Consider the following 22,576-nt stretch of genomic DNA (forward strand, 5'->3'; position numbering starts at 1 on the left):
GCCTCACCCCCCCCCCCCCCCCACCCCACCCCCCCCCCCCCCCCCCCTCCCCCCCCCCCCCCCCCCCCCCCCCCCCCAGACCCCACCCCAGGGGGCAAGCCCCCTGGACCCCCGCTCGGGTCGGCTTTCGTGTTGATCCGGGACTTGGCTGTTAGGAAGGGTTGGTTGTGGCTTCTACTGACGTGCGGCCGAAGATCACGCTCGCGTGTGAGAGCTGCAAGCACCGTAACTACATCACCAAGAAGAACCGGCGGAATGATCCTGACCGGTTGGAGATGAAGAAGTTCTGCCCTAACTGTGGGACTCACAAGCTGCACAAGGAAACCCGCTGACTTTCGGGTTCTTCCTGATTCACGAAGGCCGCCTCACCTGTCGGTGAGGCGGCCTTCGTGTTTGTTGTTGGGGATGCCTCTCGGCTGCTTGGTCAGCAACCTCCGGCACCGGGAGCTCCCAGTGCTGCGGAGCTTCCCGGGCCGTCCATGATCGCAAGTTATCCACAGGCCCAGCGCACCCTCTTTACCGTCCTGACCTGCGACGATAGGATGGAACAGGGCCCGGCCCCCAGGGCGGGTGGGGTTTGTTGTGTGGGGGTGTGGGGCGGCGGAAAAGGCCGAAACAGGGCCATTGTGGACGTGGTTGGGAACAAGGAACCCCCTGCCAGCCGCGTCCGGCGGCTCTGGCAGGTGCCCGGTGGGAGGACCAGCGAACCCGCGTTCCTGCCAACCACACCTCGGCCCCGCCAGGCGGGGCCGAACAGAGAACCCGCCCTCTTGTTAGGCAGCGTCAAAGCTGCCAAGTGCCAGATGGACGAGCGGGACAGCGAACCCGCCTACCTGCCAACCGCACCCAACCCCGCCAGGTGCCCGGTGGGGCCTAACAGCGACCCCGCTCCTCCTGTCAGCCGCGCCCGGCTCTGCCAGGTGCCCGGCGAGGACGGACACAGCAAACCCACGCTCCTGCCAACAGCACCCGAGGCTCGCCAGGTGCTCGATGGGGTGGAGTGGTTTCTTCGGGGGAGAAGGAAGATCGCTAAGCTGGCTCCGCACGTGTGAGGCCGAAGGCATCCCACCCGTCTTTCACACGGCGATCTTCCTTCGTAGGGGCCCCGAAGAAACCACTCCACCCCATCGAGCAACCCCACAAACCCAGCCCACGAACCCCCATCGAGCAAACAGCGCAGCAAGCGATCAAGCAGCGCTACGACTCACGAACACCTTGGCAGTCGAAGCGGCCAGGCTGTGCGCGGCGCTGATCGACTCCTGAGCGAGCGGCACCAGCTCAGCCATGGCGGGCACAGTGTCAGCCATAGTCAGCTCAGCCTCCACCACCGTCACCTCAGCCCCGAACACATCCTGGAAGATCCGCACCAGGTAAGGCGTGGCATGGTCCCACCCTTCCCGAGGCGTCCCGGCCCCATACCCACCCCCACGCGCGACCACGATCGCCACCGGCCGCCCCTGTAGCGCGGTCGACCCCGGCGCCAGCCGAGGCTCGCTGATCAGCAGGTCGATCCAGTTCTTCACGTGCTGCGAGAGCCCGAAGTTGTACAGCGACGTAGCGATCACCACGGCGTCCGCCGCCAGCACCTCATCAGCCAGCTCGGTAGCCAGCGCGGCCGCGGCCTGCTGCTCAGCATTGGGCTCGGCAACGGAACCAGCGGCGACGGAAGCGGCCCAGGCGTCAGCGGGCAGCGGATTCACCCCAAGATCGCGGCGCACGACGGCTCCGGTCGGATGCTCTGCCCGCCAGGTGTTCTCCAACGTGTCGGCGACAGCGCGGCTGACGGAGCCTTCGGTGCGGATGCTGCTGTCGACGCGGAGCAAGGTCATCAGGTCCTCCAGAACGAGATACGTGTCAAGCAAGATGTTCTGCTGAGCAGACTATCTTGTCAACAGATCCTGTGGGGCCGATATTCCTGCCGTACCCTGGTTCGCGTGACCACGCCCGCTGTCTCCGCCGATCTCGGCTGGGCGCTGGGCGCGGTCTACCGGGGCTATCTGAAGGCGACCGAGGCCGTGCTGTCTGGCCTGCCCGGCGGGCCGAGGGGGCACCAGGTGCTCATCGCCGCGCGGGACGGGTCGGCGTGCAGCCAGGCGGCGCTGGCGCAGTGGCTGGGGGTCGACCGGACGGTCATGACCTATCTGATCGATGACCTGGAACGCGCGGGACTGGTCGAGCGCAGGCCCGATCCGACCGACCGCAGGGCGCGCAGGCTGGTGATCACCGACGCCGGGAACGCGCGGCTCGCCGAGGCCACCGCCGCGCTGGGGCGGGTCGAGGACCACGTGCTCGCGCCGCTGGGCGAGTCCGAGCGGGAGGTCCTGCGCGACCTGCTGCGCAAGCTGGCCACCCGCCAGGAGCACGAGGACGAGTCGGCCTGCGTCGTGGTCAAGGACATCGCCGAGATGGAAGACCGGATTCCGCCGTGCTGACGGCGCTTAAGCGCTGGTGACATCCGGACGTCAGCGGGTTGGGTAGGGTTTCCGGGTGGCGTTGGATCAGTCGTTCGTTGGTCGCACCTACCCGCTCTCGCCCGTGTACGAGGTGAGCCGGGCGAAGATTCTTGAGTTCGCCGAGGCCATCGGCGACCCGAACCCGGTGTACCGGGACCCGGAGGCCGCGCGGGCCGCTGGCTACCCGGACGTGGTGGCGCCGCCCACCTTCACCACGATCATCAACCTCGCGGCGATCAACACCATCGTCAGCGACCCCGAGTTGGGGCTCGACTACAGCCGGATGGTCCACGGAGACCAGTCCTTCGCTTACCACCAGCCGGTGGTGGCGGGAGACCGCCTGGTGGTGGCCAGCTCCGTCGAGAGCATCATGCGGCGGGTCGGGAACGACTTCATCACCCTGCGCGCCGAGATCGGCACCGAATCCGGCGAGCCGAGGGTCACCGCGAAGGCGCAGCTTGTGGTGCGCGACGCCGAGGAGGGCGAGGCATGACCGAGAGCACCGGGAGCACCGAGATCGCCGACGCCACGACTGGGATCAAGGTCGGCGCCGCCCTGCCGCCGCTGGACGTGCGCGTCACCCGCGCCGACCTGGTCCGGTACGCGGGCGCCGCGCTCGACTTCAACCCCATCCACTGGAACGAGGCGTTCGCCCGCGAGGTCGGCCTGCCCGACGTCATCGCGCACGGGATGCTCACCATGGCGCTGGCCGGGCGGGTCGTCACCGACTGGGGCATGGGGGAGCTGGTCGAGTACTACTCCCGGTTCACCCGGCCGGTGGTCGTCCCGAACGACGACAAGGGCGCGCTGCTGGAGCTGAGCGGCAAGGTCGGCGAGATCCGCGCGGACGGCACGGTGCGGGTCGACCTCACCGCGAAGTTCGATGGCAAGACCGTGCTGGGCAAGGCCGTCGCGGTGGTGCGGCCGCGGTCCTAGGTCCGGCGCGCCAAGATCGGTCGGGGGCGGGCTCACCGGAGCGGGGCGGAAGCTCTAGATTTCACCTGTGACGGCATCAGAACTGATCTCCTTCGCCCGTGGCGCCCCGTCCCTCGACATTGTCGACGTCAGCGGTCTCAAGGCCGCCGCGGACGCAGCGCTGACCAACGACCCCGGCGGCGCCCTCGGCTACGGCACCGCGATCGGCTACCCCCCGCTGCGCAAGTACCTCGCGGAGCGGCACGGCGTCGCCGAGGACCAGGTGCTGGTCACCAACGGCTCCATGCAGGCGGACGCGTTCCTCTTCGACGAGCTGGTCAAGCCCGGCCAGCCGGTGATCGTGGAGCGGCCCACCTACGACCGCACCCTGCTGGGCCTGCGGCAGCGCGAGGCCGACGTGCGGCCGGTGTCGCTCGCCGTGGACGGCATCGACGTCGAGGAGCTGGCTGGCCTGCTCGAAGGCGGCCTGCGCCCGACGTTCGCGCACGTCATCCCCAACTTCCAGAACCCGGCCGGGTACACCCTGAGCCTGGCCAAGCGCACCCGCCTGCTGGAGCTGGCCGAGCAGTACGACTTCGTCATCTTTGAGGACGACCCGTACGTGCAGATCCGCTTCGCCGGTGAGCCGCTGCCGACCATGCTGGAGCTGGACTCCGGTCGCGGCCGGGTCGTGTACGCGAGCTCGTTCTCCAAGACCGTGGCCCCCGGCGTGCGCGTGGGCTACATCGTCGGCCCGGCCGAGCTGGTGGCGAAGGTGCGCGTGCGCGCGACCAACACCTACATCTCGCCGAACATGTTCGCCCAGGCGGTCGTGCACCGGTTCTGCGTCGACGGCGGCCTGGAGCGCTCCATCGCCACGGTCAACGCCGCGCTCGCCGAGCGGGTCCAGACGCTGTGCGACGCGCTGGCCAAGCACCTGCCGGACGCGAAGTTCACCGCGCCGGAGGGCGGCTACTTCATGTGGGTCGAGCTGCCCGAGGGCGTCGACGTCGCCAAGCTGCTGCCCGCGGCGGAGGAGCGCGGCGTCACCTTCGTCAAGGGCACCGACTTCCTGCTCGACGGCGGCGAGCGGACCATGCGCCTGGCGTACTCGGGCGTGCGGGTCGACCAGATCGAAGAGGGCGTGTCCCGGCTCGCGGACGCGCTGGCCTCGCTCGGCTGAGCCCGCGCCGGTCCTCGCTGGTTCGCCGCGGCTCCCGTCCGGGTTCCGCGGCGAACCAGCAGGTCACACGGGGTGCGCGGGGCTCGATTTCGAGGGGGTCCGCGCGGTGCCGTATGCTCTCGTGCTTGGAACGACCTTGACATCCTCGCGGTAGCCGGAAAGCGGCTAAGGTGGGGTTGGTCAGGTGCGTCCATGACGCGGACCGGAGGCGGTGCCGACGGGTCGCGAAGGGGTGTAGCTCAATTGGCAGAGCAGCGGTCTCCAAAACCGCAGGTTGCAGGTTCGATTCCTGTCGCCCCTGCGTTTGACGTCCGGTCCGGCTCGCGCCGCGCCGGGCGGGTGGGAACACACCGAGTGGAGGAATGGCGTGGCCGAGGACAAGGAGCGGGAAGAGGGGCAAGAGCGCCCTTCTCGTCCGGTCACCGCCGCTGCCCGGCGTGAGCGCCGCGGCACGGCGCGCCCGGCCGCACGCAAGGACGCCGACGGCAAGTCGGCCAAGACCCCCGCGGCGAAGGCCGAGTCCGCCGCCGCGGACCGCAAGGGCCGCCCCACTCCGGCCCGCGACCGCGCCAAGGACGACAAGGGCTCGATCTTCGCCCGGATCGCCCGGTTCCTCCGCGAGGTCGTCGCCGAGTTGCGCAAGGTCATCTGGCCGACCCGCAAGCAGATGATCACCTACACCGCCGTGGTGCTGGTGTTCGTGGCCTTCATGGTGGCGTTGGTCGCGGGCCTGGACCTTGCCCTCGGCAAGGGCGTGTTCTGGCTGTTCGGCTGAGCCCGCGCCTGCGGCGCGCCGGTCGATGAGACTGAACACGTGATGTACGAAAGGAAGCGAGACCAACTGTGACCTCCGAAAACGGCGCTGCCGGGAGCGAACTGACCAGCCTGACCGACGACGAGGTCGATGAGGTCTCGACCCCCGAGCCGGACGGCGACAGCGAGCGCACCGAGACCGTCGAGGTCGCCCAGGGCTCCGAAGACTCAGAAGACTCTGACGACTCCGAAGACAGCGACGACTCACAAGCCGCCGCCCCGCCCATCGATGCGGCGCCCGCCGACCCGGCGGCCGAGATGCGCGACGCGCTGCGGTCCGCCCCCGGCGACTGGTACGTCGTGCACTCCTACGCCGGTTACGAGAACAAGGTCAAGACCAACCTCGAAACCCGCATCCAGACCCTGGACATGGAGGACTTCATCTTCCAGGTCGAGGTGCCGACCGAAGAGGTCACCGAGATCAAGAACGGCCAGCGCAAGCAGGTGCAGCGCAAGGTGCTGCCCGGCTACATCCTGGTCCGGATGGACCTCAACGACGCTTCGTGGTCCGCGGTCCGCAACACCCCCGGGGTCACCGGCTTCGTCGGCGCCACGTCCAAGCCGTCGCCGCTGACCATCGACGACGTGCTCAAGTTCCTCCTGCCGCAGGTCGAGGAAGCCAAGCCGGACAAGGCCAAGGGCGCGGCCGCCTCGGCGACCCGCGGCCCGTCGGTCGAGGTGGACTTCGAGGTCGGCGAGTCGGTCACCGTCATGGACGGCCCGTTCGCGACCCTGCCCGCGACGATCAGCGAGGTCAACGCCGACGGGCAGAAGCTGAAGGTCCTGGTGTCGATCTTCGGCCGGGAGACCCCGGTCGAGCTGTCGTTCACCCAGGTCTCCAAGATCTGACCGGTCCGCCAGCCGGACCGGCGGCCGTCTCGGGCGCAGCCATTCGCCCGAGGCGGACATCGCGTCGCCATCGGTGACGCAACACCGAGAGCAACAGGAAGCACGGAAATGCCACCCAAGAAGAAGAAGCTCGCAGCGATCATCAAGCTGCAGATCACGGCGGGCATGGCCAACCCGGCCCCGCCGGTGGGTCCCGCGCTGGGCCAGCACGGCGTCAACATCATGGAGTTCTGCAAGGCCTACAACGCCGCGACCGAGTCGCAGCGCGGCACCGTCGTGCCGGTCGAGATCTCCGTGTACGAAGACCGCTCGTTCGACTTCAAGCTCAAGACCCCGCCCGCCGCGAAGCTGCTGCTCAAGGCCGCCGGTGTGGACAAGGGCAGCGCGGAGCCGCACAAGACCAAGGTCGCCAAGGTGACCTGGGACCAGGTGCGCGAGATCGCCGAGACCAAGAAGGCCGACCTCAACGCGAACGACGTCGACCAGGCCGCCAAGATCATCGCGGGCACCGCCCGCTCGATGGGCATCACGGTCGAGTAGTTCCACCAGCACGACCCCAAGCATCTGTGGGAGGGCCAGGCGCTGGCTCGCACCACGACTGATCCGCCGCGCCGGGTTTCGTTTCCTGACCCGGGCGCGAACATGGAGATAGGAACAGCAATGGCAAAGCGCAGCAAGGCCTACCGTCAGGCCGCCGAGCTGATCGACCGGGAGCGGCTGTACTCGCCGCTTGAGGCCGCCAAGCTCGCCAAGGAGACCTCCAAGGTGAAGCTGGACGCGACCGTCGAGGTCGCGATCCGCCTCGGCGTCGACCCCCGCAAGGCCGACCAGATGGTCCGCGGCACCGTCAACCTGCCGCACGGCACCGGCAAGACCGCCCGCGTCATCGTCTTCGCCACCGGCGACAAGGCCGCCGAGGCCGAGGCCGCAGGCGCCGACGCGGTCGGCTCGGAAGACCTGATCGAACGCATCCAGGGCGGCTGGCTCGACTTCGACGCCGCGATCGCCACCCCCGACCAGATGGCCAAGGTCGGCCGCATCGCCCGCATCCTCGGCCCGCGCGGCCTGATGCCGAACCCGAAGACCGGCACCGTCACCCCGGACGTCACCAAGGCCGTCGCCGACATCAAGGGCGGCAAGATCAACTTCCGGGTCGACAAGCAGGCCAACCTGCACCTGGTCATCGGCAAGGTCTCCTTCGACCAGGCCAAGCTGGTGGAGAACTACGCCGCGGCCCTGGACGAGATCATGCGGGCCAAGCCCTCGGCCGCGAAGGGCCGCTACCTGAAGAAGGTCACCTTCTCGACCACCATGGGCCCCGGCATCCCGGTCGACCCGGCCAGGCTCCGCAACCTCCTCGAAGAGGAAGCCAACGCCTGACCCACCGCTCGGTGAAGGCCCCCTCCGAACCACCGGAGGGGGCCTTCGCGCGTTGTGGGGGCGGGTCACACTCACCGCGCGCCCCGCTCCGCCTCCAACGCGGGGCCGACAGCATCGCCGTGGCCCCTGTTCCAGCGATGACTTCGTCGCGGGACTTGGTGTGTGTTGGGGCGCTCCGGCACCCACAAGCAGCCCAGCCGCCCGTTTCGCTCACGTACAGCGCGGTGTGTAGTGCCGGGTCCAACACGGCCCACATGCTTGCCTAGGAAACCCGCTTCTTCGCTCGGTCCAACAATTCGAGCAGCGCAATGCTGACCACGATCGTCGCCGCCGACACGATCCACCAGGCTGGACTGGGCAACCGCAGCGGGAACGCCAAGAACGGCTTCCAGTCGAACAGCTTCGCCACGAATGGGATCACCCCTTCGTAGAGCCCCACGAAGAACACCAGCACCTGCAACCCCTCGTACCCCCGTGCGTCCATGATCGGAAGGCTAGGAGCGGGGCCGGTAGGCCCGAATCAGTCCGAAGGCTGACCCAGGCGGTGCCACCAGGGGCCGATGGCCAGGCCCCGGCAGGTGGTCACCGGCAGGGGTTCGGCTCGGCTTCGTGGCGGGAGATCGTCCACTGGGTGCCCTTCGACTCCGGGATGGGGCGCACGGTGAACTGGCCCAGCCGAGGGCCCTGGCGGACTTCCAGCGCGCACGAGCTGACCACGACGGAGCCGTCTGGGCCGGGCGTGAGGTCGACGCTGGGTGGGAAGCGCGGGTTCGAGTAGTCGGTGCGGCTGGTGACCTGGCCGCCCAGGCGCTGGACCGCTGTGGGGCAGTCGGGGGCGTTGAAGTGGTTGGCGAACTGCTGCTCCACCTCGGGGGTCTCGAAGCGCCTGCAGGTGGCCACCGGGTCGGTGTGCGCGATGTCGTCGTAGACCATGCGCACCGCGGTCCGGGGATTCGTGGCGAAGATCAGGGTGCGCTCGGTCTTGCCGCCGCCGGTCTGCGACGCGGGGAGGTCTTCGTCCGGGTTGCCGAAGTAGTGCTGGTAGGCCCAGCTCAGGGCCAGCACCACGACCAGCAGGAACACGATCCGGCGGAACCACTTGGCCAGCAGCACCCGCAGCCACAGCGGGCGTCGCTTGGGCTCGTCCCTCGGCCCCTGGGGCAGGCCGCCCTGGGCGCGTTGGAACTCCTGGAAGCGCTGGAACTCCTGGAACTGGCGCCACTGCTCGTCGTCGACGGGCGGTATGGGCTGGGGCTGCCGGGCCGCGGGCGGCGGTCCGGCGGGGGGCTGCCAGGACGCCGGTGGGCCCGCGGGCGGTGGGAGGGCCGGTGGTGGCCCGGGGGTCGGCTGGTCGCGGTCCGGGTGCTCGTTGTCGGCCACGGAGACCATCATGCCGCACCCGATTTGGAGTGGGCGGCCAGCGGCGCGTACCCTTGCCGATGGTTCTACCGAAGACCGCTGGTTTCTTCCGCCGCCTCGGTGGCGGAAGACGAAGGGCCCACAACGTGGGCGGCCCGCGCAGGCAGGACGAGGAAACATCCGAAGAGCGCCGCCGTGCGCGCTTCGTGGAGTCGCCCCGTGCCGTCCGCGCCGGGGCGTTCGTCGTTTCCGGGCCCCGCGTGTGCCAGCGAATCCCATGCACACGAGAGGAGGCGACCCATGGCGAAGCCTGAAAAGGTGGGTGCAGTCGCCGAGATCGCGGACAAGTTCCGCAACAGCTCGGCCGCTGTCGTCACTGAGTACACCGGCCTCACGGTGGCCCAGCTCACCACGCTGCGTCGCGCTCTCGGCACTGGCACGACCTATCGCGTCGCGAAGAACACCCTGGTCAAGCGGGCCGCGGAGGACGCGGGCCTGGACGGGCTGGAAAGCCTGTTCGTCGGGCCCACCGCGATCGCCTTCGTCGAGGGTGAGCCGGTGGACGCCGCCAAGGCGCTCCGCGACTTCGCGAAGGACAACAAGGGTCTGGTCATCAAGGGCGGCTACATGGACGGCCGCCCGCTCACCGTCGAAGAGGTCGGGCAGATCGCCGACCTCGACAGCCGTGAGGTGCTGCTCGCCAAGCTGGCGGGCGCGATGAAGGGCAACCTCAGCAAGGCGGCCGGCCTGTTCGCCGCGCCCGCCACGCAGGTCGCCCGCCTGGCCGCTGCTCTGCAGGAGAAGAAGGCGGCCGCCGCGCCAGCCGCTCCCGCGGAAGACGCTGCCGCCGAGAGCTGAACAAACCACCCGGAAGTACACCGCGCCCGTTTGACCGGGTGTGTTAGTGAAAGGAACCGCCACCATGGCGAAGCTCAGCACCGACGAGCTGCTCGACGCGTTCAAGGAGATGACTCTCCTGGAGCTCTCGGCCTTCCTCAAGGAGTTCGAGACCACCTTCGAGGTCACCGCCGCCGCGCCGGTCGCCGTCGCCGCCGCCGCCCCGGGCGCCGCTCCGGCCGAGGCCGCCGAGGAGCAGGACGAGTTCGACGTGGTCCTTGAGGCCGCTGGCGACAAGAAGATCCAGGTCATCAAGGTCGTCCGCGAGGTCGTCTCCGGCCTGGGCCTGAAGGAGGCCAAGGAGCTGGTCGAGGCCGCTCCGAAGGCGATCCTGGAGAAGGTCACCAAGGAGGCCGCCGAGGCCGCCAAGGAGAAGCTTGAGGCGGCTGGCGCGAAGATCGCGGTTAAGTAACCTCAGCACAGCCAAGTAACCTCAGCACCGTGAAGTAACCTCAGCAGTACCCGCGAAGGGGCCCGGCGCCGTGTGCGCCGGGCCTTTTTGTGTTCTAGGCACAACCCCGCTGGTCATCCCGCAGTGGTGGCGAGTATTTTCCGAACTCGGCAGTAACTTCGCCAGTAACCAGGGCGGAGCGCAGTCGTTGCCCCTATTGACACCGCGTAGCGGTCGAGCACATCCGGGAGGTTCGATGGGCGCCGAGGTGGTCATCGAGGGCCTGAGCAAGTCCTTCGGCAACCAGGCCATCTGGCGGGACGTCACGTTGACTCTCCCGCCGGGCGAGGTCTCGGTCATGCTGGGCCCGTCGGGCACCGGCAAGTCGGTGTTCCTCAAGTCGATGATCGGCCTGCTCAAGCCCGACCGCGGCTCGTGCGTCGTCAACGGCGTCGACATCGTGACCTGCAGCGAAGCCAAGCTGTATGAGACCCGCAAGCTGTTCGGGGTGCTGTTCCAGGACGGCGCGCTGTTCGGCTCGATGGACCTCTACGACAACGTGGCGTTCCCGCTGCGGGAGCACACCAAGAAGTCCGAGGCCGAGATCAAGCGGATCGTGCTGGAGAAGCTGGAGCTGACTGGCCTACAAGGCGCGGAGCACAAGCTGCCCGGCGAAATTTCCGGCGGTATGCGCAAGCGCGCCGGGCTGGCCCGCGCGCTGGTGCTCGACCCCGAGATCATCCTGTGCGACGAGCCCGACTCCGGCCTCGACCCGGTCCGCACCGCGTACCTGTCGCAGCTGCTGATCGACCTGAACGCGCAGATCGACGCGACGATCCTGATCGTCACCCACAACATCAATCTGGCCCGCACCGTGCCGGACAACCTGGGCATGCTCTTCCGCAAGGAACTGGTCATGTTCGGCCCCCGCGAGGTGCTGCTGACCAGCGACGAGCCCGTGGTCGACCAGTTCCTCAACGGCCGCCGCATCGGCCCGATCGGCATGTCCGAGGAGAAGGACGCCGCGCAGATGGCCGCCGAGCAGGCGCACGTCGACGCGGGGCACCACGACGGCTCGGGCTCGGAGGATCTGCGCGGCGTCGTCCCGCAGATCGAGCCGACCCCGGGCCTGCCCGAGCGGCAGGGCGCGCGCAGGCGCAAGGACCGGGTCATGCAGATCCTGCACACGCTGCCCGAGGCCGCGCAGGAAGGCATCATCGACTCGCTCAGCGACGCCGAACGCGCCCGCTACAACGTGCGGTCCCACCGGCGGCCCCCGGCGGCGAGCTTCCGCGGCAGCCTGCACGAGACGCAGGAGATCGCGCGGCTGCCCCGGCAGGACTGGCGGGGGGCAGGCGGGCGGTGACGACCGGCGCGGCAAAGCAGGCCAGTTTCCCCGGCGCGGGCGCGCTGCGGGAAACCGGCAAGCTGTGCGCGCTGGGACTCGACGTGCTGGTGAACGTCTTCCGGCGGCCGTTTCAGACCCGGGAGTTCATCCAGCAGTGCTGGTTCATCGCCAGCGTCACGATCCTGCCGACCGCGCTGGTCGCCATCCCGTTCGGCGCGATCATCGCCTTGCAGCTGGGCACGCTGATCGTGCAGCTGGGCGCGCAGTCGTTCACCGGCGCGGCCAGCGTGCTCGCCATCATCCAGCAGGCGGCGCCGCTGGTGACCGCGCTGTTGGTGGCTGGCGCGGGCGGCTCGGCGATCTGCGCGGACATCGGCGCGCGCACCATCCGCGAGGAGATCGACGCGATGGCGGTGCTGGGCGTCTCGCCGGTGCAGCGGCTCATCGTGCCCAGGGTGCTGGCCGCCATGCTGGTCGCGGTCCTGCTCAACGGCCTGGTCAGCGTGGTCGGGGTGATGGGCGGCTACTTCTTCAACGTGGTCCTGCAAGGCGGCACGCCCGGCGCGTACCTGTCCAGCTTCTCCGCGCTGGCGCAGCTTCCGGACCTGTGGATCAGCGAACTCAAGGCGCTCATCTTCGGCTTCATCGCCGGGGTCGTCGCCGCTTACCGGGGGCTGCACCCCAAGGGCGGTCCGAAGGGGGTCGGCGACGCGGTGAACCAGTCGGTCGTCATCACGTTCCTGCTGCTGTTCTTCGTGAACTTCGTGCTGACCGCGGTCTACCTCCAAGTCGTCCCGGCGAAGGGGAGCTGACATGGCCCTGATCGGCAGAGCCGCCCGGCGCACGGTCCGACGGCCGCTGGAGACCCTGGACGAGCTGGGCGACCAGATGTCGTTCTACGTGCGCGCCATCGCCTGGATTCCGCGCGCGCTGCGCCGCTACACCCGCGAGACCATGCGGCTGCTCGCCGAGGTCAGCTTCGGCAGCGGCGCGCTTGCGGTCATCGGCGGCACGGTCGGGGTGATGGTCGGGCTGACCGTGTTCACCGGGGTCGTGGTCGGCATGCAGGGGTACGCGGCGCTCGACCAGATCGGCACGGCCGCGTTCTCCGGGTTCGCTTCGGCCTACATCAACACCCGGGAGATCGCGCCGCTGGTCGCCGGGCTGGCGCTGTCGGCGACGGTCGGCGCGGGCTTCACCGCGCAGCTCGGCGCGATGCGGATCTCGGAGGAGATCGACGCGCTGGAGGTCATGGCCGTCCCGAGCCTGCCGTTCCTGGTGACGACCCGGATCATCGCCGGGTTCATCGCGGTGATTCCGCTCTACATCATCGGGTTGTTGACCTCGTACCTGGCGTCGCGGACGATCACCGTGCACTTCTACGGGCAGTCCGCGGGCACCTACGACCACTATTTCGACCTGTTCCTGCCGCCGCAGGACGTGTTCTGGTCGTTCGGCAAGGTGCTGGTCTTCGCGGTGATCATCATCTTGTCGCACTGCTACTACGGTTACACCGCCTCCGGCGGCCCCGCTGGCGTCGGTGTGGCCGTGGGCCGGGCGGTGCGCACCACGATCGTCACTGTCGCGATCGTCAACTTTTTCATCGGCTTCGCCATCTGGGGCACGACCACAACGGTGAGGATCGCGGGATGAGCACGGGCTTAGGCAAGGTGATCAAGCGGCGGCTCTACGGCCTGACGTTCGTCGCGGCCGTCGCCAGCCTGGTCGCGCTGAGCATCGCGTCGTACAACAAGGCGTTCACCCCGGTCGCGTCGGTCACGCTGACCACGGACAAGGTGGGCAACCAGCTCACGGTGCACTCCGATGTGAAAGTGCGCGGTCTGATCGTCGGCGAGGTCCGCCGGATCACCCCGACCGCCGAGGGCGCCGAACTCGACCTGGCGATCGACCCGGCCAAGATCGACGTCATCCCCCGCAACGTCGCCGCGCGGTTCCTGCCCAAGACGCTGTTCGGTGAGCGCTATGTCGCGCTGGTGATCCCGGCGGACCCCGCGCCGGACGCGCTGTCGGCGGGCGACCGCATCCGGCAGGACACCTCGACCAGGGCCGTGGAGCTGGAGCAGGCGTTCGAGAGCCTGCTGCCGGTGTTGCAGGCGGTGCAGCCGCAGAAGCTGTCGAGCACGCTTACCGCCATCTCCACCGCGTTGCAGGGCCGCGGCGAGGCGCTTGGCCAGACGCTGTCGGATCTAGGGCAGCTTGTCGGCGAGCTGAATCCGCACTTACCGAAGCTGCGGGAAGACCTGCGCTCACTGGCCGAGGTCAGCGACGTCTACAGCGAGGCAGCGCCCGACCTGGTCGCCGCCCTCACCGACCTCACGGTCACCTCGCGAACCGTCGCCGAGCAGCGCGCCAACCTCGACGTCCTGTTCGCCACGACCACCACCGCCGCGCGCGACCTGGAGTCGTTCCTGCTGGTCAACCGGGACAACCTGATCCGGCTCGCCGACTCGTCGCGCCCGACGCTGGAGACGCTGGCCCGGTACTCGCCGGAGTACCCGTGCCTGCTGCGGATGATGGCCGAGAACGTGCCCGCGCTGGACCGGGTGTTCGGCAAGGGCACCGACCAGCCCGGTCTGCACGTCACGCTGGAGGTCACCACCAACCGCGGCCCGTACCGGCCCGGGGTGGACGAGCCGCGGTACGCCGAAGACCGCGGCCCGCGCTGTTACGACCTCACCCAGTTCCCGACGCCGTTCCCGCAGTCCCCGCCGGACGGGCCGCTGGGCGACGGCGCGTCGAACCCGCCGCCCGCCCGCTCGATCTCCGATGGCGTCCTGCCACCCGGGTCCACCAGCCCGGCCTCGGCGGGCGGTGACGGGCTGGGCCTGCCGAACTCGCCGCAGGAGGCCGCGTTCGTCGCCCAACTGCTCGCCCCGGGCCTGGGCGTCGCCCCCGAGCAGGTGCCCGGGTGGAGCACGCTGCTGCTCGGCCCGGCGTTGCGCGGGACGGAGGTGGGCTTCAAATGAGGGGTATCGCCGCGCCGCTGGTCAAGCTGGGCCTGTTCATGGTGCTCACGGTCGCCGCGACCGGGGTGCTGGCCATCAGCATCGCCAACGTCGACCTCAGCGCCACGAACACCTACACCGCGCGGTTCTCCGACGCCACGCTGCTGCTGCCCGGCGACGACGTGCGGATCGCGGGCGTGCGGGTCGGGCAGGTGGAGGAGGTCTCGGTCGCCGACCGCAAGCACGCGCAGGTGCGCTTCTCCGTCGCGGCGGACCGCAGGCTGCCCGCGTCGGTGACCGCGCAGATCAAGTTCCGCAACCTGGTCGGCCAGCGGTACGTCGCGCTCGGCCAGGGCGCGGGCTACGACCCGAACGCCGTGCTGGAGCCGGGCGGGACGATTCCGCTGGAACGCACCCGGCCCGCGCTGGACCTGACCGAGCTGTTCAACGGGTTCAAGCCGCTGTTCCAGGCGCTGTCGCCCGACGACGTGAACAAGTTGTCGTACGAGATCATCCAGGTCTTGCAGGGCGAGGGCGGCACCGTGGAGTCGCTGCTCGCGCGCACCGCGTCGCTGACCACCACCCTCGCCGACAAGGACGCGGTCATCGGCGAGGTCATCGGCAACCTCAACGGCGTGCTCACCACCGTCAACGCGCGCGGCGAGCAGCTTTCGCAGCTCGTGGTGCAGCTCCAGCGGCTCGTCAGCGGCCTCGCCGAGGACCGCGCGCCGATCGGGGACGCGGTCGACGCGCTCGGCGGCCTGGCCACGACGACCTCCGGCCTGCTCGAAGAGGCCCGTGAGCCGCTCAAGCAGGACATCGCCGCGCTGGGCGGGCTGGCGAACACCCTCAACGACCACGAGGACCTGGTGGAGCACTTCATCCAGTTCCTGCCCGAGAAGACGACCGCGTTGACCCGCACGGTCGGCTACGGCTCCTGGTTCAACTTCTACCTGTGCGAGGCGAGCGGCGAGATCGGCATCCCCGGGCTGATCACCACGCCGGTCGAGATCCCGCTGCTGCCCGCGAGCCAGGAGAGGTGCCGGGCATGAAGCCGTTCAGCTCCCGCGACCCGATCCCGATCGGCATTGTCACCATCCTGACGATCGCGCTGGCGCTGGTCGCCGCGGTCAACTCCGACGACCTGCCGATCATCGGCGGCGGCACCACCTACAGCGCCGAGTTCAGCGAGGCCGCGGGCATCGCGCCCGACGACGAGGTCCGCATCGCGGGCATCAAGGTCGGCGCGGTGTCCGACATCGACCTGGACCGGGACAAGGTGGTGGTCCGGTTCAAGGTCAAAGACGCCTGGGTGGGCGACCGGACCCGGGCCGAAATCAAGATCAAGACGCTGCTGGGGCAGAAGTACCTGGCGCTGGAGCCGGACGGCTCCGCCGTGCTCGACCCGGCCGTCCGCATCCCGCGCGAGCGCACCGCCGCCCCCTACGACGTGCTGGAGGCGTTCCGCGGCCTGGCCGAGACCGTGGACGAGGTCGACACCGCGCGGCTCGCCGAGAGCTTCGAGGTGATCTCCCAGACCTTCGCCGACACCCCCGACGAGGTGCGCGGCGCGCTCACCGGCCTCCAGTCGCTCTCGCGCACGATCTCCTCGCGCGACCAGGAACTGGCCACGCTGCTGAACAACACCAAGCAGATCAGCAAGACCCTGGCCGACCGCGACGCCGAGGTCGCCCGGCTGCTGTCCGACGGCAACCTCTTGCTGGCCGAGCTCAACAACCGCAAGCAGGCGATCTCCGCGCTGCTCACCGGCACGCGGGACCTGTCCCGGGAGTTGCAGGGGCTCGTCGCCGACAACAACGCCCAGCTCGGGCCGGTGCTGGCCAGCCTCGACCAGCTCACCGGGATGCTCCAGCGCAACCAGGACGCACTGGCCGAGGGCATCAGGAAGTTCGCCCCGTTCGCCCGGCAGTTCAACAACGCGCTCGGCTCCGGCCGCTGGTTCGACTCCTATGTCTGCGGCCTGCTCCCGCCCGCCCTAGGCCCGCTCAACCAGCCCGGCTGTCTGGGAGATCCGTCATGACCAGCTTGTTGGCCACTAAGCCGCGTCGGGATCTGGCCCGGGTCGTCGCCATCGCCTGTGTGCTCGGCCTGGTGCTCGCCACGGCCCTGTGGTGGCTGCTGCGCGAGCCCAACGCCAAGCGGTACACCGCCGTGTTCACCGGCGTCGTCGGCCTCTACGCGGACAACGACGTGCGCGTCCTCGGCGTCAAGGTCGGCACGGTCGACAAGGTCACCCCGCGCGGGGACGTGGTCGAGGTCGAGTTGCTGGTCGACCGGACCGTGGACGTGCCAGCCGACGCGCGGGCCGTGATCGTCGCGCCGTCGCTGGTGTCTGACCGGTACGTGCAGCTCGCCCCCGCCCACACCGGCGGCGAGGTGATGCGGGCGGGCGCGGTCATCCCGCGCGAGCGCACCGCGACGCCGCTGGAGGTGGACGACCTCTACGCGAGCCTGAACCGGGTCAGCACCACCCTCGGCCCCAACGGCGCGAACCAGGACGGCGCGCTGTCGGACCTGCTCGACACCCTCGCGCAGAACCTCGACGGCAACGGCCAGGCCATCAACGACACCGTCACCCAGCTCGGCAAGCTCAGCGGCACCCTGTCGGGCAACTCCGACGACCTGTTCGCCACCGTCCGGAACCTCCAGGAGTTCACCAGCACGCTCGCCGCGAGCGACGACCAGGTGCGCCGGTTCAACGAGCAGCTCGCCGAGGCGGCGCAGTTCCTGGCGGGCGAGCGCGGCAACCTCTCCGGGACGGTCGAACAGCTCAGTGTCGCGCTGGGCCAGGTCCAGCGGTTCATCAACGACAACCGGGGCCGAATCAAGTCCAATGTGGACAAGCTGGCCACGGTGACCCAGGTGCTGGTCGACCAGCGTGCCGCGCTCGCCGAGACGCTGGACATCGCGCCGCTGGCGCTGAGCAACGTGGTCAACAGCTACAACGCCGCCTCCGGCACGCTCGACGCGCGGGCCAACCTCAACGAGTTGGCCCAGCCGCCGATCGTGACGGTGTGCAAGCTCGTCCGGCAGGGCACGACCGCCCCGCTGCCGCCCACGCTGGCCGACCTCTGCGACCAACTCGCGCCGGTCGTGCAGGGCCTGGTGCCGCTGGAGTCGCCCGCGCAGGTCATCGACGGCCTGCGGAACGGGAAGCTGCCGAGCCTGCCGCTGCCGCTGGCCGGTCAGGTCTACGCGTCGCAGGGAGGTGGCCGGTGATGACCCGTCTCGCGCCTCTTATCGCGGCCAGCGCTCTTGTCCTGTCCGGCTGCGGGTTCACCGGCATCTACGACTTGCCGCTGCCCGGTGGGGCCGACCTCGGCGACCGGCCGTACTCGGTGAAGGTCCAGTTCCGCGACGTGCTCGACCTCGTGCCGCAGTCCGGGGTGAAGGTCAACGAGGTCACCGTGGGCCGCGTCGACGCCATCGGGCTGGCCGAGGACGGGTGGACCGCCGAGGCGACCGTCCTGGTCAACCAGGCTGTCGAGCTGCCCGCAAACGCTTTCGCCAAGGTCCGGCAGTCCAGCCTGCTTGGCGAGAAGTACATCGAGCTGAGCCCGCCGCCCGCCGGTCAGGCCCAGGGACGGCTCACTGACGGCGCGCTGATCCCGATCGACCGCACCAACCGCAACACCGAGGTCGAGGAAGTGCTCGGCGCGCTGTCCCTGCTGCTCAACGGCGGCGGCGTCGAGCAGCTGCGGAGCATCACCCGGGAGCTGAACGCCGCCGTGGAGGGCCGGGAAACCGACATCCGCGCCCTGCTGGACAACGTCGACACCATGGTCACCACGCTGGACGAGGGCAAGGCCGACATCACCCGCGCACTCGACGGCCTCAACCGCCTCGCCAGCACCCTCAACGACCAGCGGGACGAGATCGCGGGCGTGGTGGACGGCATCGGCCCCGGCCTCAAGGTGCTCGCCGACCAGCGCACGCAGCTCGTGACCATGCTGCGCAGCCTCGACGCGCTTTCCGGCGTCGCGGTAGACACGGTCAACCGGAGCCAGGAAGACCTGGTGGCGGACCTCAAGGCGCTGACCCCGACGCTGCGCAAGCTCGGCGAGGCGGGGGAGAACCTGCCCAAGTCGCTGGAGCTGCTGGTCACCTTCCCGTTCACCGACGAGGCGGCCAAGGGCGCCAAGGGCGACTACTTCAACATCTACGCCAAGCTCGACCTGAACCTGCAAACCGTCGTGGACAACCTGTCCCGCAGCAGGCAGAACCCACTCCAGGACGTCCCGATCATCGGCGACGTCACCGGCGGCCAGGACGGGCCGCCGAACACCGCGCCGCTGCCAGTTCCGTTGCCGCTGCCCGCCCTCGACGCGCCCCCTACCCCGCTAACGGGCGCCACCGGTCCGCTGTCGGGCTTGGACAGTGTCTTCGACGTGCTCCTGGGAGGCGGCGCCTGATGCTCACCCAGCGAGTCCGCCGCCAGCTGATCGCGTTCCTGGTGATCGCCGTCCTCACGGTCGGCTACGCGGCCGTCCGGTTCACCGACCTCGGCCGCGCGTTCGGCGCGGACGGCTACCGGGTGACGCTGCGGCTGGTCGAGTCCGGCGGCATCTTCACCAACGCCGAGGTCACCTACCGCGGCGTGAACGTCGGCCGGGTCGGCGAGATCCGGCTGACCCGCGCGGGCATGGACGTCGACCTCGACATCGACCCCGCCGCGCCCGCCATCCCCGCCGACCTCGACGCCGTCATCGCCAACCGGTCGGCGGTCGGCGAGCAGTTCGTGGACCTGCGTCCCCGCGCCGAGGGCGGTCCCACGCTTACCGAGGGCTCGGTAATCCCCGCCGACCGCACTAAGACCCCAGTCAGCACCGACGCGGTAATCCGCGATCTAGACGCTCTCGCCAACTCGGTACCGACCGAGTCCCTGCGCACTGTCGTGGACGAGTTGGACAAGGCGTTCTCCGGAACCGGCCCCGACCTCCAGGCCCTGCTCGACACCACCGGCGAGTTCACCAAGGCCGCCCGCGACAACCTGCCGCAGACCATCAAACTGATCGAAGACGGCGGCGTCGTGCTCGACACCCAGGCCGCCCAGGCGGGCAACATCACCTCGTTCGCGGGCGACCTCCGGCTGCTCGCCCAGCAACTGCGCGGCTCCGACCAGGACATCCGCACCCTCATCGCCGCCACCCCCGGCGCGGCCGACGCCGTGACCGGCCTGCTGCGCGAGTCCGGCCAAGGCATCGGCGTGGTGCTGGCGAACCTGCTGACCACCTCGAACATCCTGCTGGCCCGCACCGATGGGCTCGAACTGGCGCTGGTGGCCTACCCGGTCCTGGCGGTCGGCCCGAAAACCGTGGTCCCCGGCGACGGCACCGCGCACCTGGGCCTCGCGCTGAACCTGTTCGACCCGCCCAGCTGCACCAGGGGCTACGAGGGCACGCCCCGCCGCGACGGCGACGAGACCGACCCGACTCCGGTGAACGAGCGGGCCTACTGCGCCGAGCCGGTCGGCAGCCCGATCAACGTCCGCGGCTCCCAGAACGCCCCGGTCGGCGGCAGACCGGTCGAGCCGACCCCCGAGGAACTGGCCGCGGCCCAGAGCCGCCCCCAGGAGCAGCTTGCCGACTTCGCGCGTGTCCCCGGCACTGTCGGCGCGCCCGGCGTCCCAGGCCGGACCGGCCTCGCCGACCTGCTCGGCCTGCCCCGCTGACCGGCAAACACGCACCTGACTACGCACGGTCTACCCTGGAGCGCCATGACCACCACGGACACTGAAGAGCCACCGGAGTCTTCGGTGACCCCGCCCCGCCCCGCCGACAGCCCGGACGCCCCCCACAGCGCCGAGGACGCGGCCGACGCTGGCACTCCTGACGCCGCCGACGCCAATGGCGCTGAGCGCGACGGTGGTGGCACCAGCGCGGAGGACGTCGACGATTCCCGCGGCTCCGCTGGTGCGACGGTTGGTGGCGCTGGGAACGCGGAGAGCGCCGGTGGCGCGCGTGACGCCAGTCCAGCGGAGAGCGCTGCCGGTGCCGAAGACACCACCAGCGCTGGTGACGCGGACGGTGCCGGTGACGCCAGTGGTGCCAAAGATGCCAGCGACGCTGATCGCGCCGAGGATGACGGCGACGCTGACAGCGTCGAGGATGCCGGTGGCGCGGACGGGGCTGACGACGGTGGCGCGGGCAATGGCGACGATGGCGCCGACGCAGGCGCCGCCGGGGGCGCGGGCAGGCGGCCGGGGCCCAATCCGTTCGTGGTGGTCGCTATGGTGCTGGCGGTCGTCGCCGGGGGGTTCGCGGCGTGGTTCGGGATCGCCTGGGCGCGCGCCGCGCGCGACGGCGACCTGGAGCTGGCCCGGATGCGCGACGAGGTCGCCCGGGTCGCCAGCGCGGGCATCGTGACCTTCAACAGCCTCGACTTCCACAAGGTCGACGAAGACTTCGACCGCTGGGCCGCCACCGCGACCGGCCCGCTGCTGGACGAGGTGAACAGCCGCCGAGCGGCCACCAAGACCACCATCGAGCAGGCCAAGACGGTCACCACGGCCACCGTCCTCAAGACCGCCGTCATCACCCTCCAGGACCGTGAGGGCAAGGCCGAGGTCATCGCCGCGATCCGGATCGACGTGGCCCCCGAGGGCAAGCCCGCCTACCAGAAGTTCCAGCGCATCCGGGCGTCCCTGGATCGCACGGACACCGGATGGAAGCTCAGCGGGCTCGGTTACGTGCCCTTCACGCCCGCCGGATAGCCGAGAGGACCCCCGCAGTGCCCACGCCTCCGTCCCGTCGCCGCCCGGCCGCCCAGCACGCCCGCCGCCCCAAGGTGGCGGGTCTGCGCAAGCCCGCTGGCCCCGCCGACCCAGCCGCGCCCACCACCGGCGACACCGCTCTCACCGACCAGACAAGCGCCGGTAAGACCGCTCCCAACGACACAAACGCTGGCAAGACCGCCCCTGCCAAGGCGAGCGCCGACAAGACCGCCGCGGGCACGTCCGGCGCGGACAAGGCAGGCACGCGCGCGGGGAGCACCGCCAAGACCGGGCAGGCGGACACCGCCGACAAGCCCGCGAAGCTCCCGCCCCGTCCCGGCCTCGCCGCCGCGGCCCCGGAGATCCCCGCGCCGCCGCGCCCGACGCCGAGGCCGACGCCCCGGCCGTCGCCGCGCCCCAAGCAGGCGGCCGTCGGCGCGAACGGCACGGCAGGCAGCCAGGGCGGCGCGGGCAAGCAGGAGAGCGGCGCGGGCTCACGGCCTGCCGGTAAGCGCCGTGCCCAGGGCTCGGCGGTGCCGGAGTACATGAGCACCGTCGAGCGTGGCTCCGGCGGCCGCAGGCGCGCCGCCGAGGCGGAGCCGACCGCGGCGGAGAAGGCCGCTCGGGCCCGGTCCCGGGGGTTCAACCTGGCCATCGCCCTGGGCGTGCTGGCGGTGGTCCTGGCGGGCGCCGCGTTCTGGTTCAAGGGCGAGGCCGACTCGCTCACCGCCGGGGCCGACGCGGGGAACCGGGCGATCATAGACCCGGCGGCCACCAGTGAGATCACCGGCAAGCTGCGCGGGGCCGTGGAGAGCGCGCTGTCCTACAACCACACCGACCTCGAAGCCACCGCCAAGGCCGTCCGGGAGAGCTTCGCGGGCAAGGCGGTCTGCGAGTACGACAAGCTTTTCGGCCAGCTCAAGGAGCTCGCCCCGCAGCAGAAGCTGGTCCTGACGACCAAGGTCCGCGAGCTGGGCGTGCAGCGGCTCGACGGCGACCAGGCCGATCTGTTGGTCTTCGTGGACCAGACGACCACGCGCACCGACCAGGACCAGACCTCGGCCAGCGGAGCCCAGTTCGGCATCCGCGCCGAGCGCCAGGACGGTGTCTGGAAGATCACCGACTTCGACATGCTCAACCAGCCGCTGCCCGCGGGCAACGACCCGGCCACCTGCTGACCACAAGGCCTGCTAGCAGTTGCGTTTCCCCAGGTCAAGCGTAGGTTCGTGAGTGAGCGCACACTGCTGCAAAAGTGGTCTGGTTGGCGTGGCATCTTGACTCAGGGACCG

The 22,576-nt window shown here is 70.0% G+C and carries 25 protein-coding genes and 1 tRNA gene; 23 read left to right on the top strand and 3 right to left on the bottom strand.

The features are described 5' to 3' along the window. Positions 1-167: 167 nt before the first annotated feature. Positions 168-332 carry a 50S ribosomal protein L33 gene (gene rpmG, locus ACZ6SD_RS15425; RefSeq protein WP_465317589.1) on the top strand — a complete coding sequence of 55 codons (165 nt, stop codon included), beginning with the start codon at positions 168-170 and terminating at the stop codon, positions 330-332. A gap of 855 nt (positions 333-1,187) precedes the next feature. Here the strand turns inward: rpmG and ACZ6SD_RS15430 are convergent. Then, positions 1,188-1,829, bottom strand: a complete 642-nt coding sequence (locus tag ACZ6SD_RS15430) for an FMN-dependent NADH-azoreductase (RefSeq protein ID WP_465317590.1) — start codon at positions 1,827-1,829, stop codon at positions 1,188-1,190. 105 nt (positions 1,830-1,934) lie between these two features. Between ACZ6SD_RS15430 and ACZ6SD_RS15435 the strand changes: the two genes are divergently transcribed. The 9 genes from ACZ6SD_RS15435 to rplA all read left to right on the top strand — a co-directional run bounded on the left by ACZ6SD_RS15435 (position 1,935) and on the right by rplA (position 7,593). Next, positions 1,935-2,432, top strand: a complete 498-nt coding sequence (locus ACZ6SD_RS15435; RefSeq protein ID WP_465317591.1) for a MarR family winged helix-turn-helix transcriptional regulator — start codon at positions 1,935-1,937, stop codon at positions 2,430-2,432. A 55-nt stretch (positions 2,433-2,487) separates the two neighbouring features. Beyond that, positions 2,488-2,946 carry an FAS1-like dehydratase domain-containing protein gene (locus ACZ6SD_RS15440; protein ID WP_465317592.1) on the top strand — a complete coding sequence of 153 codons (459 nt, stop codon included), beginning with the start codon at positions 2,488-2,490 and terminating at the stop codon, positions 2,944-2,946. Then, positions 2,943-3,389: a MaoC/PaaZ C-terminal domain-containing protein gene (locus ACZ6SD_RS15445; RefSeq protein WP_465317593.1), complete on the top strand. Its 447-nt coding sequence runs from the start codon at positions 2,943-2,945 to the stop codon at positions 3,387-3,389. Before ACZ6SD_RS15440 ends, ACZ6SD_RS15445 begins: the two co-directional genes overlap by 4 nt. Before the next feature lie 67 nt (positions 3,390-3,456). Then, positions 3,457-4,551, top strand: coding sequence for an aminotransferase-like domain-containing protein (locus ACZ6SD_RS15450; RefSeq protein ID WP_465317594.1), 1,095 nt, complete (start codon positions 3,457-3,459; stop codon positions 4,549-4,551). 228 nt (positions 4,552-4,779) lie between these two features. Then, positions 4,780-4,852: transfer RNA gene (locus ACZ6SD_RS15455), tRNA-Trp, on the top strand. Positions 4,853-4,918: 66 nt separating this feature from the next. Further along, positions 4,919-5,326, top strand: coding sequence for a preprotein translocase subunit SecE (gene secE, locus ACZ6SD_RS15460; protein WP_465317595.1), 408 nt, complete (start codon positions 4,919-4,921; stop codon positions 5,324-5,326). 68 nt (positions 5,327-5,394) lie between these two features. Then, positions 5,395-6,213 (top strand): transcription termination/antitermination protein NusG, encoded by an 819-nt coding sequence (gene nusG / locus ACZ6SD_RS15465; protein WP_465317596.1) that lies wholly within the window; start codon positions 5,395-5,397, stop codon positions 6,211-6,213. Positions 6,214-6,321: 108 nt separating this feature from the next. Then, on the top strand, positions 6,322-6,753 hold the full coding sequence (rplK, locus tag ACZ6SD_RS15470; protein ID WP_465317597.1) for a 50S ribosomal protein L11: 432 nt from the start codon (positions 6,322-6,324) through the stop codon (positions 6,751-6,753). A 120-nt stretch (positions 6,754-6,873) separates the two neighbouring features. Next, a complete protein-coding gene (gene rplA, locus ACZ6SD_RS15475) occupies positions 6,874-7,593 on the top strand; it encodes a 50S ribosomal protein L1 (protein WP_465317598.1) in 720 nt (239 codons plus the stop codon). Between the two features lie 262 nt (positions 7,594-7,855). On the opposite strand, the gene ACZ6SD_RS15480 is transcribed toward rplA, so the two are convergent. Together ACZ6SD_RS15480 and ACZ6SD_RS15485 are read right to left on the bottom strand one after the other, a co-directional pair. Then, the gene (locus ACZ6SD_RS15480; protein WP_465317599.1) at positions 7,856-8,077 is read right to left on the bottom strand and encodes a hypothetical protein; all 222 of its coding nucleotides are present in this window, start codon (positions 8,075-8,077) and stop codon (positions 7,856-7,858) included. Positions 8,078-8,175: 98 nt separating this feature from the next. Then, entirely contained in the window at positions 8,176-8,985 is an 810-nt protein-coding gene (locus tag ACZ6SD_RS15485) for a hypothetical protein (RefSeq protein ID WP_465317600.1), read from the bottom strand. Positions 8,986-9,252: 267 nt separating this feature from the next. Between ACZ6SD_RS15485 and rplJ the strand changes: the two genes are divergently transcribed. The 13 genes from rplJ (at position 9,253) to ACZ6SD_RS15550 (ending at position 22,465) form a co-directional block, all read left to right on the top strand. Next, positions 9,253-9,810 carry a 50S ribosomal protein L10 gene (gene rplJ, locus ACZ6SD_RS15490; protein ID WP_465317601.1) on the top strand — a complete coding sequence of 186 codons (558 nt, stop codon included), beginning with the start codon at positions 9,253-9,255 and terminating at the stop codon, positions 9,808-9,810. Positions 9,811-9,874: 64 nt separating this feature from the next. Then, a complete protein-coding gene (gene rplL / locus ACZ6SD_RS15495; RefSeq protein ID WP_465317602.1) occupies positions 9,875-10,261 on the top strand; it encodes a 50S ribosomal protein L7/L12 in 387 nt (128 codons plus the stop codon). A 235-nt stretch (positions 10,262-10,496) separates the two neighbouring features. Continuing rightward, entirely contained in the window at positions 10,497-11,606 is a 1,110-nt protein-coding gene (locus ACZ6SD_RS15500; RefSeq protein ID WP_465317603.1) for an ABC transporter ATP-binding protein, read from the top strand. Beyond that, complete coding sequence (locus ACZ6SD_RS15505; protein WP_465317604.1) at positions 11,603-12,400, top strand: MlaE family ABC transporter permease; 798 nt, start codon at positions 11,603-11,605, stop codon at positions 12,398-12,400. Before ACZ6SD_RS15500 ends, ACZ6SD_RS15505 begins: the two co-directional genes overlap by 4 nt. 1 nt (position 12,401) lies before the next feature. After that, on the top strand, positions 12,402-13,241 hold the full coding sequence (locus tag ACZ6SD_RS15510; RefSeq protein WP_465317605.1) for an MlaE family ABC transporter permease: 840 nt from the start codon (positions 12,402-12,404) through the stop codon (positions 13,239-13,241). Further along, positions 13,238-14,575, top strand: coding sequence for an MCE family protein (locus ACZ6SD_RS15515; RefSeq protein ID WP_465317606.1), 1,338 nt, complete (start codon positions 13,238-13,240; stop codon positions 14,573-14,575). The genes ACZ6SD_RS15510 and ACZ6SD_RS15515 overlap by 4 nt, the downstream gene beginning before the upstream one ends. Continuing rightward, a complete protein-coding gene (locus ACZ6SD_RS15520; RefSeq protein WP_465317607.1) occupies positions 14,572-15,606 on the top strand; it encodes an MCE family protein in 1,035 nt (344 codons plus the stop codon). The genes ACZ6SD_RS15515 and ACZ6SD_RS15520 overlap by 4 nt, the downstream gene beginning before the upstream one ends. After that, complete coding sequence (locus tag ACZ6SD_RS15525; protein WP_465317608.1) at positions 15,603-16,595, top strand: MCE family protein; 993 nt, start codon at positions 15,603-15,605, stop codon at positions 16,593-16,595. Before ACZ6SD_RS15520 ends, ACZ6SD_RS15525 begins: the two co-directional genes overlap by 4 nt. Positions 16,596-16,600: 5 nt before the next feature. Further along, on the top strand, positions 16,601-17,794 hold the full coding sequence (locus tag ACZ6SD_RS15530; protein ID WP_465317656.1) for an MCE family protein: 1,194 nt from the start codon (positions 16,601-16,603) through the stop codon (positions 17,792-17,794). Next, entirely contained in the window at positions 17,794-18,987 is a 1,194-nt protein-coding gene (locus ACZ6SD_RS15535) for an MCE family protein (RefSeq protein ID WP_465317609.1), read from the top strand. Before ACZ6SD_RS15530 ends, ACZ6SD_RS15535 begins: the two co-directional genes overlap by 1 nt. Next, entirely contained in the window at positions 18,987-20,246 is a 1,260-nt protein-coding gene (locus ACZ6SD_RS15540; RefSeq protein WP_465317610.1) for an MCE family protein, read from the top strand. The genes ACZ6SD_RS15535 and ACZ6SD_RS15540 overlap by 1 nt, the downstream gene beginning before the upstream one ends. Positions 20,247-20,291: 45 nt before the next feature. After that, positions 20,292-21,287 carry a hypothetical protein gene (locus ACZ6SD_RS15545; protein ID WP_465317611.1) on the top strand — a complete coding sequence of 332 codons (996 nt, stop codon included), beginning with the start codon at positions 20,292-20,294 and terminating at the stop codon, positions 21,285-21,287. Between the two features lie 17 nt (positions 21,288-21,304). Continuing rightward, positions 21,305-22,465: a hypothetical protein gene (locus tag ACZ6SD_RS15550; protein WP_465317612.1), complete on the top strand. Its 1,161-nt coding sequence runs from the start codon at positions 21,305-21,307 to the stop codon at positions 22,463-22,465. The last annotated feature ends 111 nt before the right edge of the window (positions 22,466-22,576 follow it).

This window comes from Actinokineospora sp. NPDC051303, assembly GCF_055586285.1.

Coding starts and splice junctions, on each gene's coding strand:
- ACZ6SD_RS15430 (WP_465317590.1), bottom strand. CDS start 1,829: ATGACCTTGCTCCGCGTCGACAGCAGCATCCGCACCGAAGGCTCCGTC.
- ACZ6SD_RS15445 (WP_465317593.1), top strand. CDS start 2,943: ATGACCGAGAGCACCGGGAGCACCGAGATCGCCGACGCCACGACTGGG.
- rplK (WP_465317597.1), top strand. CDS start 6,322: ATGCCACCCAAGAAGAAGAAGCTCGCAGCGATCATCAAGCTGCAGATC.
- rplA (WP_465317598.1), top strand. CDS start 6,874: ATGGCAAAGCGCAGCAAGGCCTACCGTCAGGCCGCCGAGCTGATCGAC.
- ACZ6SD_RS15480 (WP_465317599.1), bottom strand. CDS start 8,077: ATGGACGCACGGGGGTACGAGGGGTTGCAGGTGCTGGTGTTCTTCGTG.
- ACZ6SD_RS15485 (WP_465317600.1), bottom strand. CDS start 8,985: ATGATGGTCTCCGTGGCCGACAACGAGCACCCGGACCGCGACCAGCCG.
- rplJ (WP_465317601.1), top strand. CDS start 9,253: ATGGCGAAGCCTGAAAAGGTGGGTGCAGTCGCCGAGATCGCGGACAAG.
- rplL (WP_465317602.1), top strand. CDS start 9,875: ATGGCGAAGCTCAGCACCGACGAGCTGCTCGACGCGTTCAAGGAGATG.
- ACZ6SD_RS15500 (WP_465317603.1), top strand. CDS start 10,497: ATGGGCGCCGAGGTGGTCATCGAGGGCCTGAGCAAGTCCTTCGGCAAC.
- ACZ6SD_RS15510 (WP_465317605.1), top strand. CDS start 12,402: ATGGCCCTGATCGGCAGAGCCGCCCGGCGCACGGTCCGACGGCCGCTG.
- ACZ6SD_RS15515 (WP_465317606.1), top strand. CDS start 13,238: ATGAGCACGGGCTTAGGCAAGGTGATCAAGCGGCGGCTCTACGGCCTG.
- ACZ6SD_RS15520 (WP_465317607.1), top strand. CDS start 14,572: ATGAGGGGTATCGCCGCGCCGCTGGTCAAGCTGGGCCTGTTCATGGTG.
- ACZ6SD_RS15525 (WP_465317608.1), top strand. CDS start 15,603: ATGAAGCCGTTCAGCTCCCGCGACCCGATCCCGATCGGCATTGTCACC.
- ACZ6SD_RS15535 (WP_465317609.1), top strand. CDS start 17,794: ATGACCCGTCTCGCGCCTCTTATCGCGGCCAGCGCTCTTGTCCTGTCC.
- ACZ6SD_RS15540 (WP_465317610.1), top strand. CDS start 18,987: ATGCTCACCCAGCGAGTCCGCCGCCAGCTGATCGCGTTCCTGGTGATC.
- ACZ6SD_RS15545 (WP_465317611.1), top strand. CDS start 20,292: ATGACCACCACGGACACTGAAGAGCCACCGGAGTCTTCGGTGACCCCG.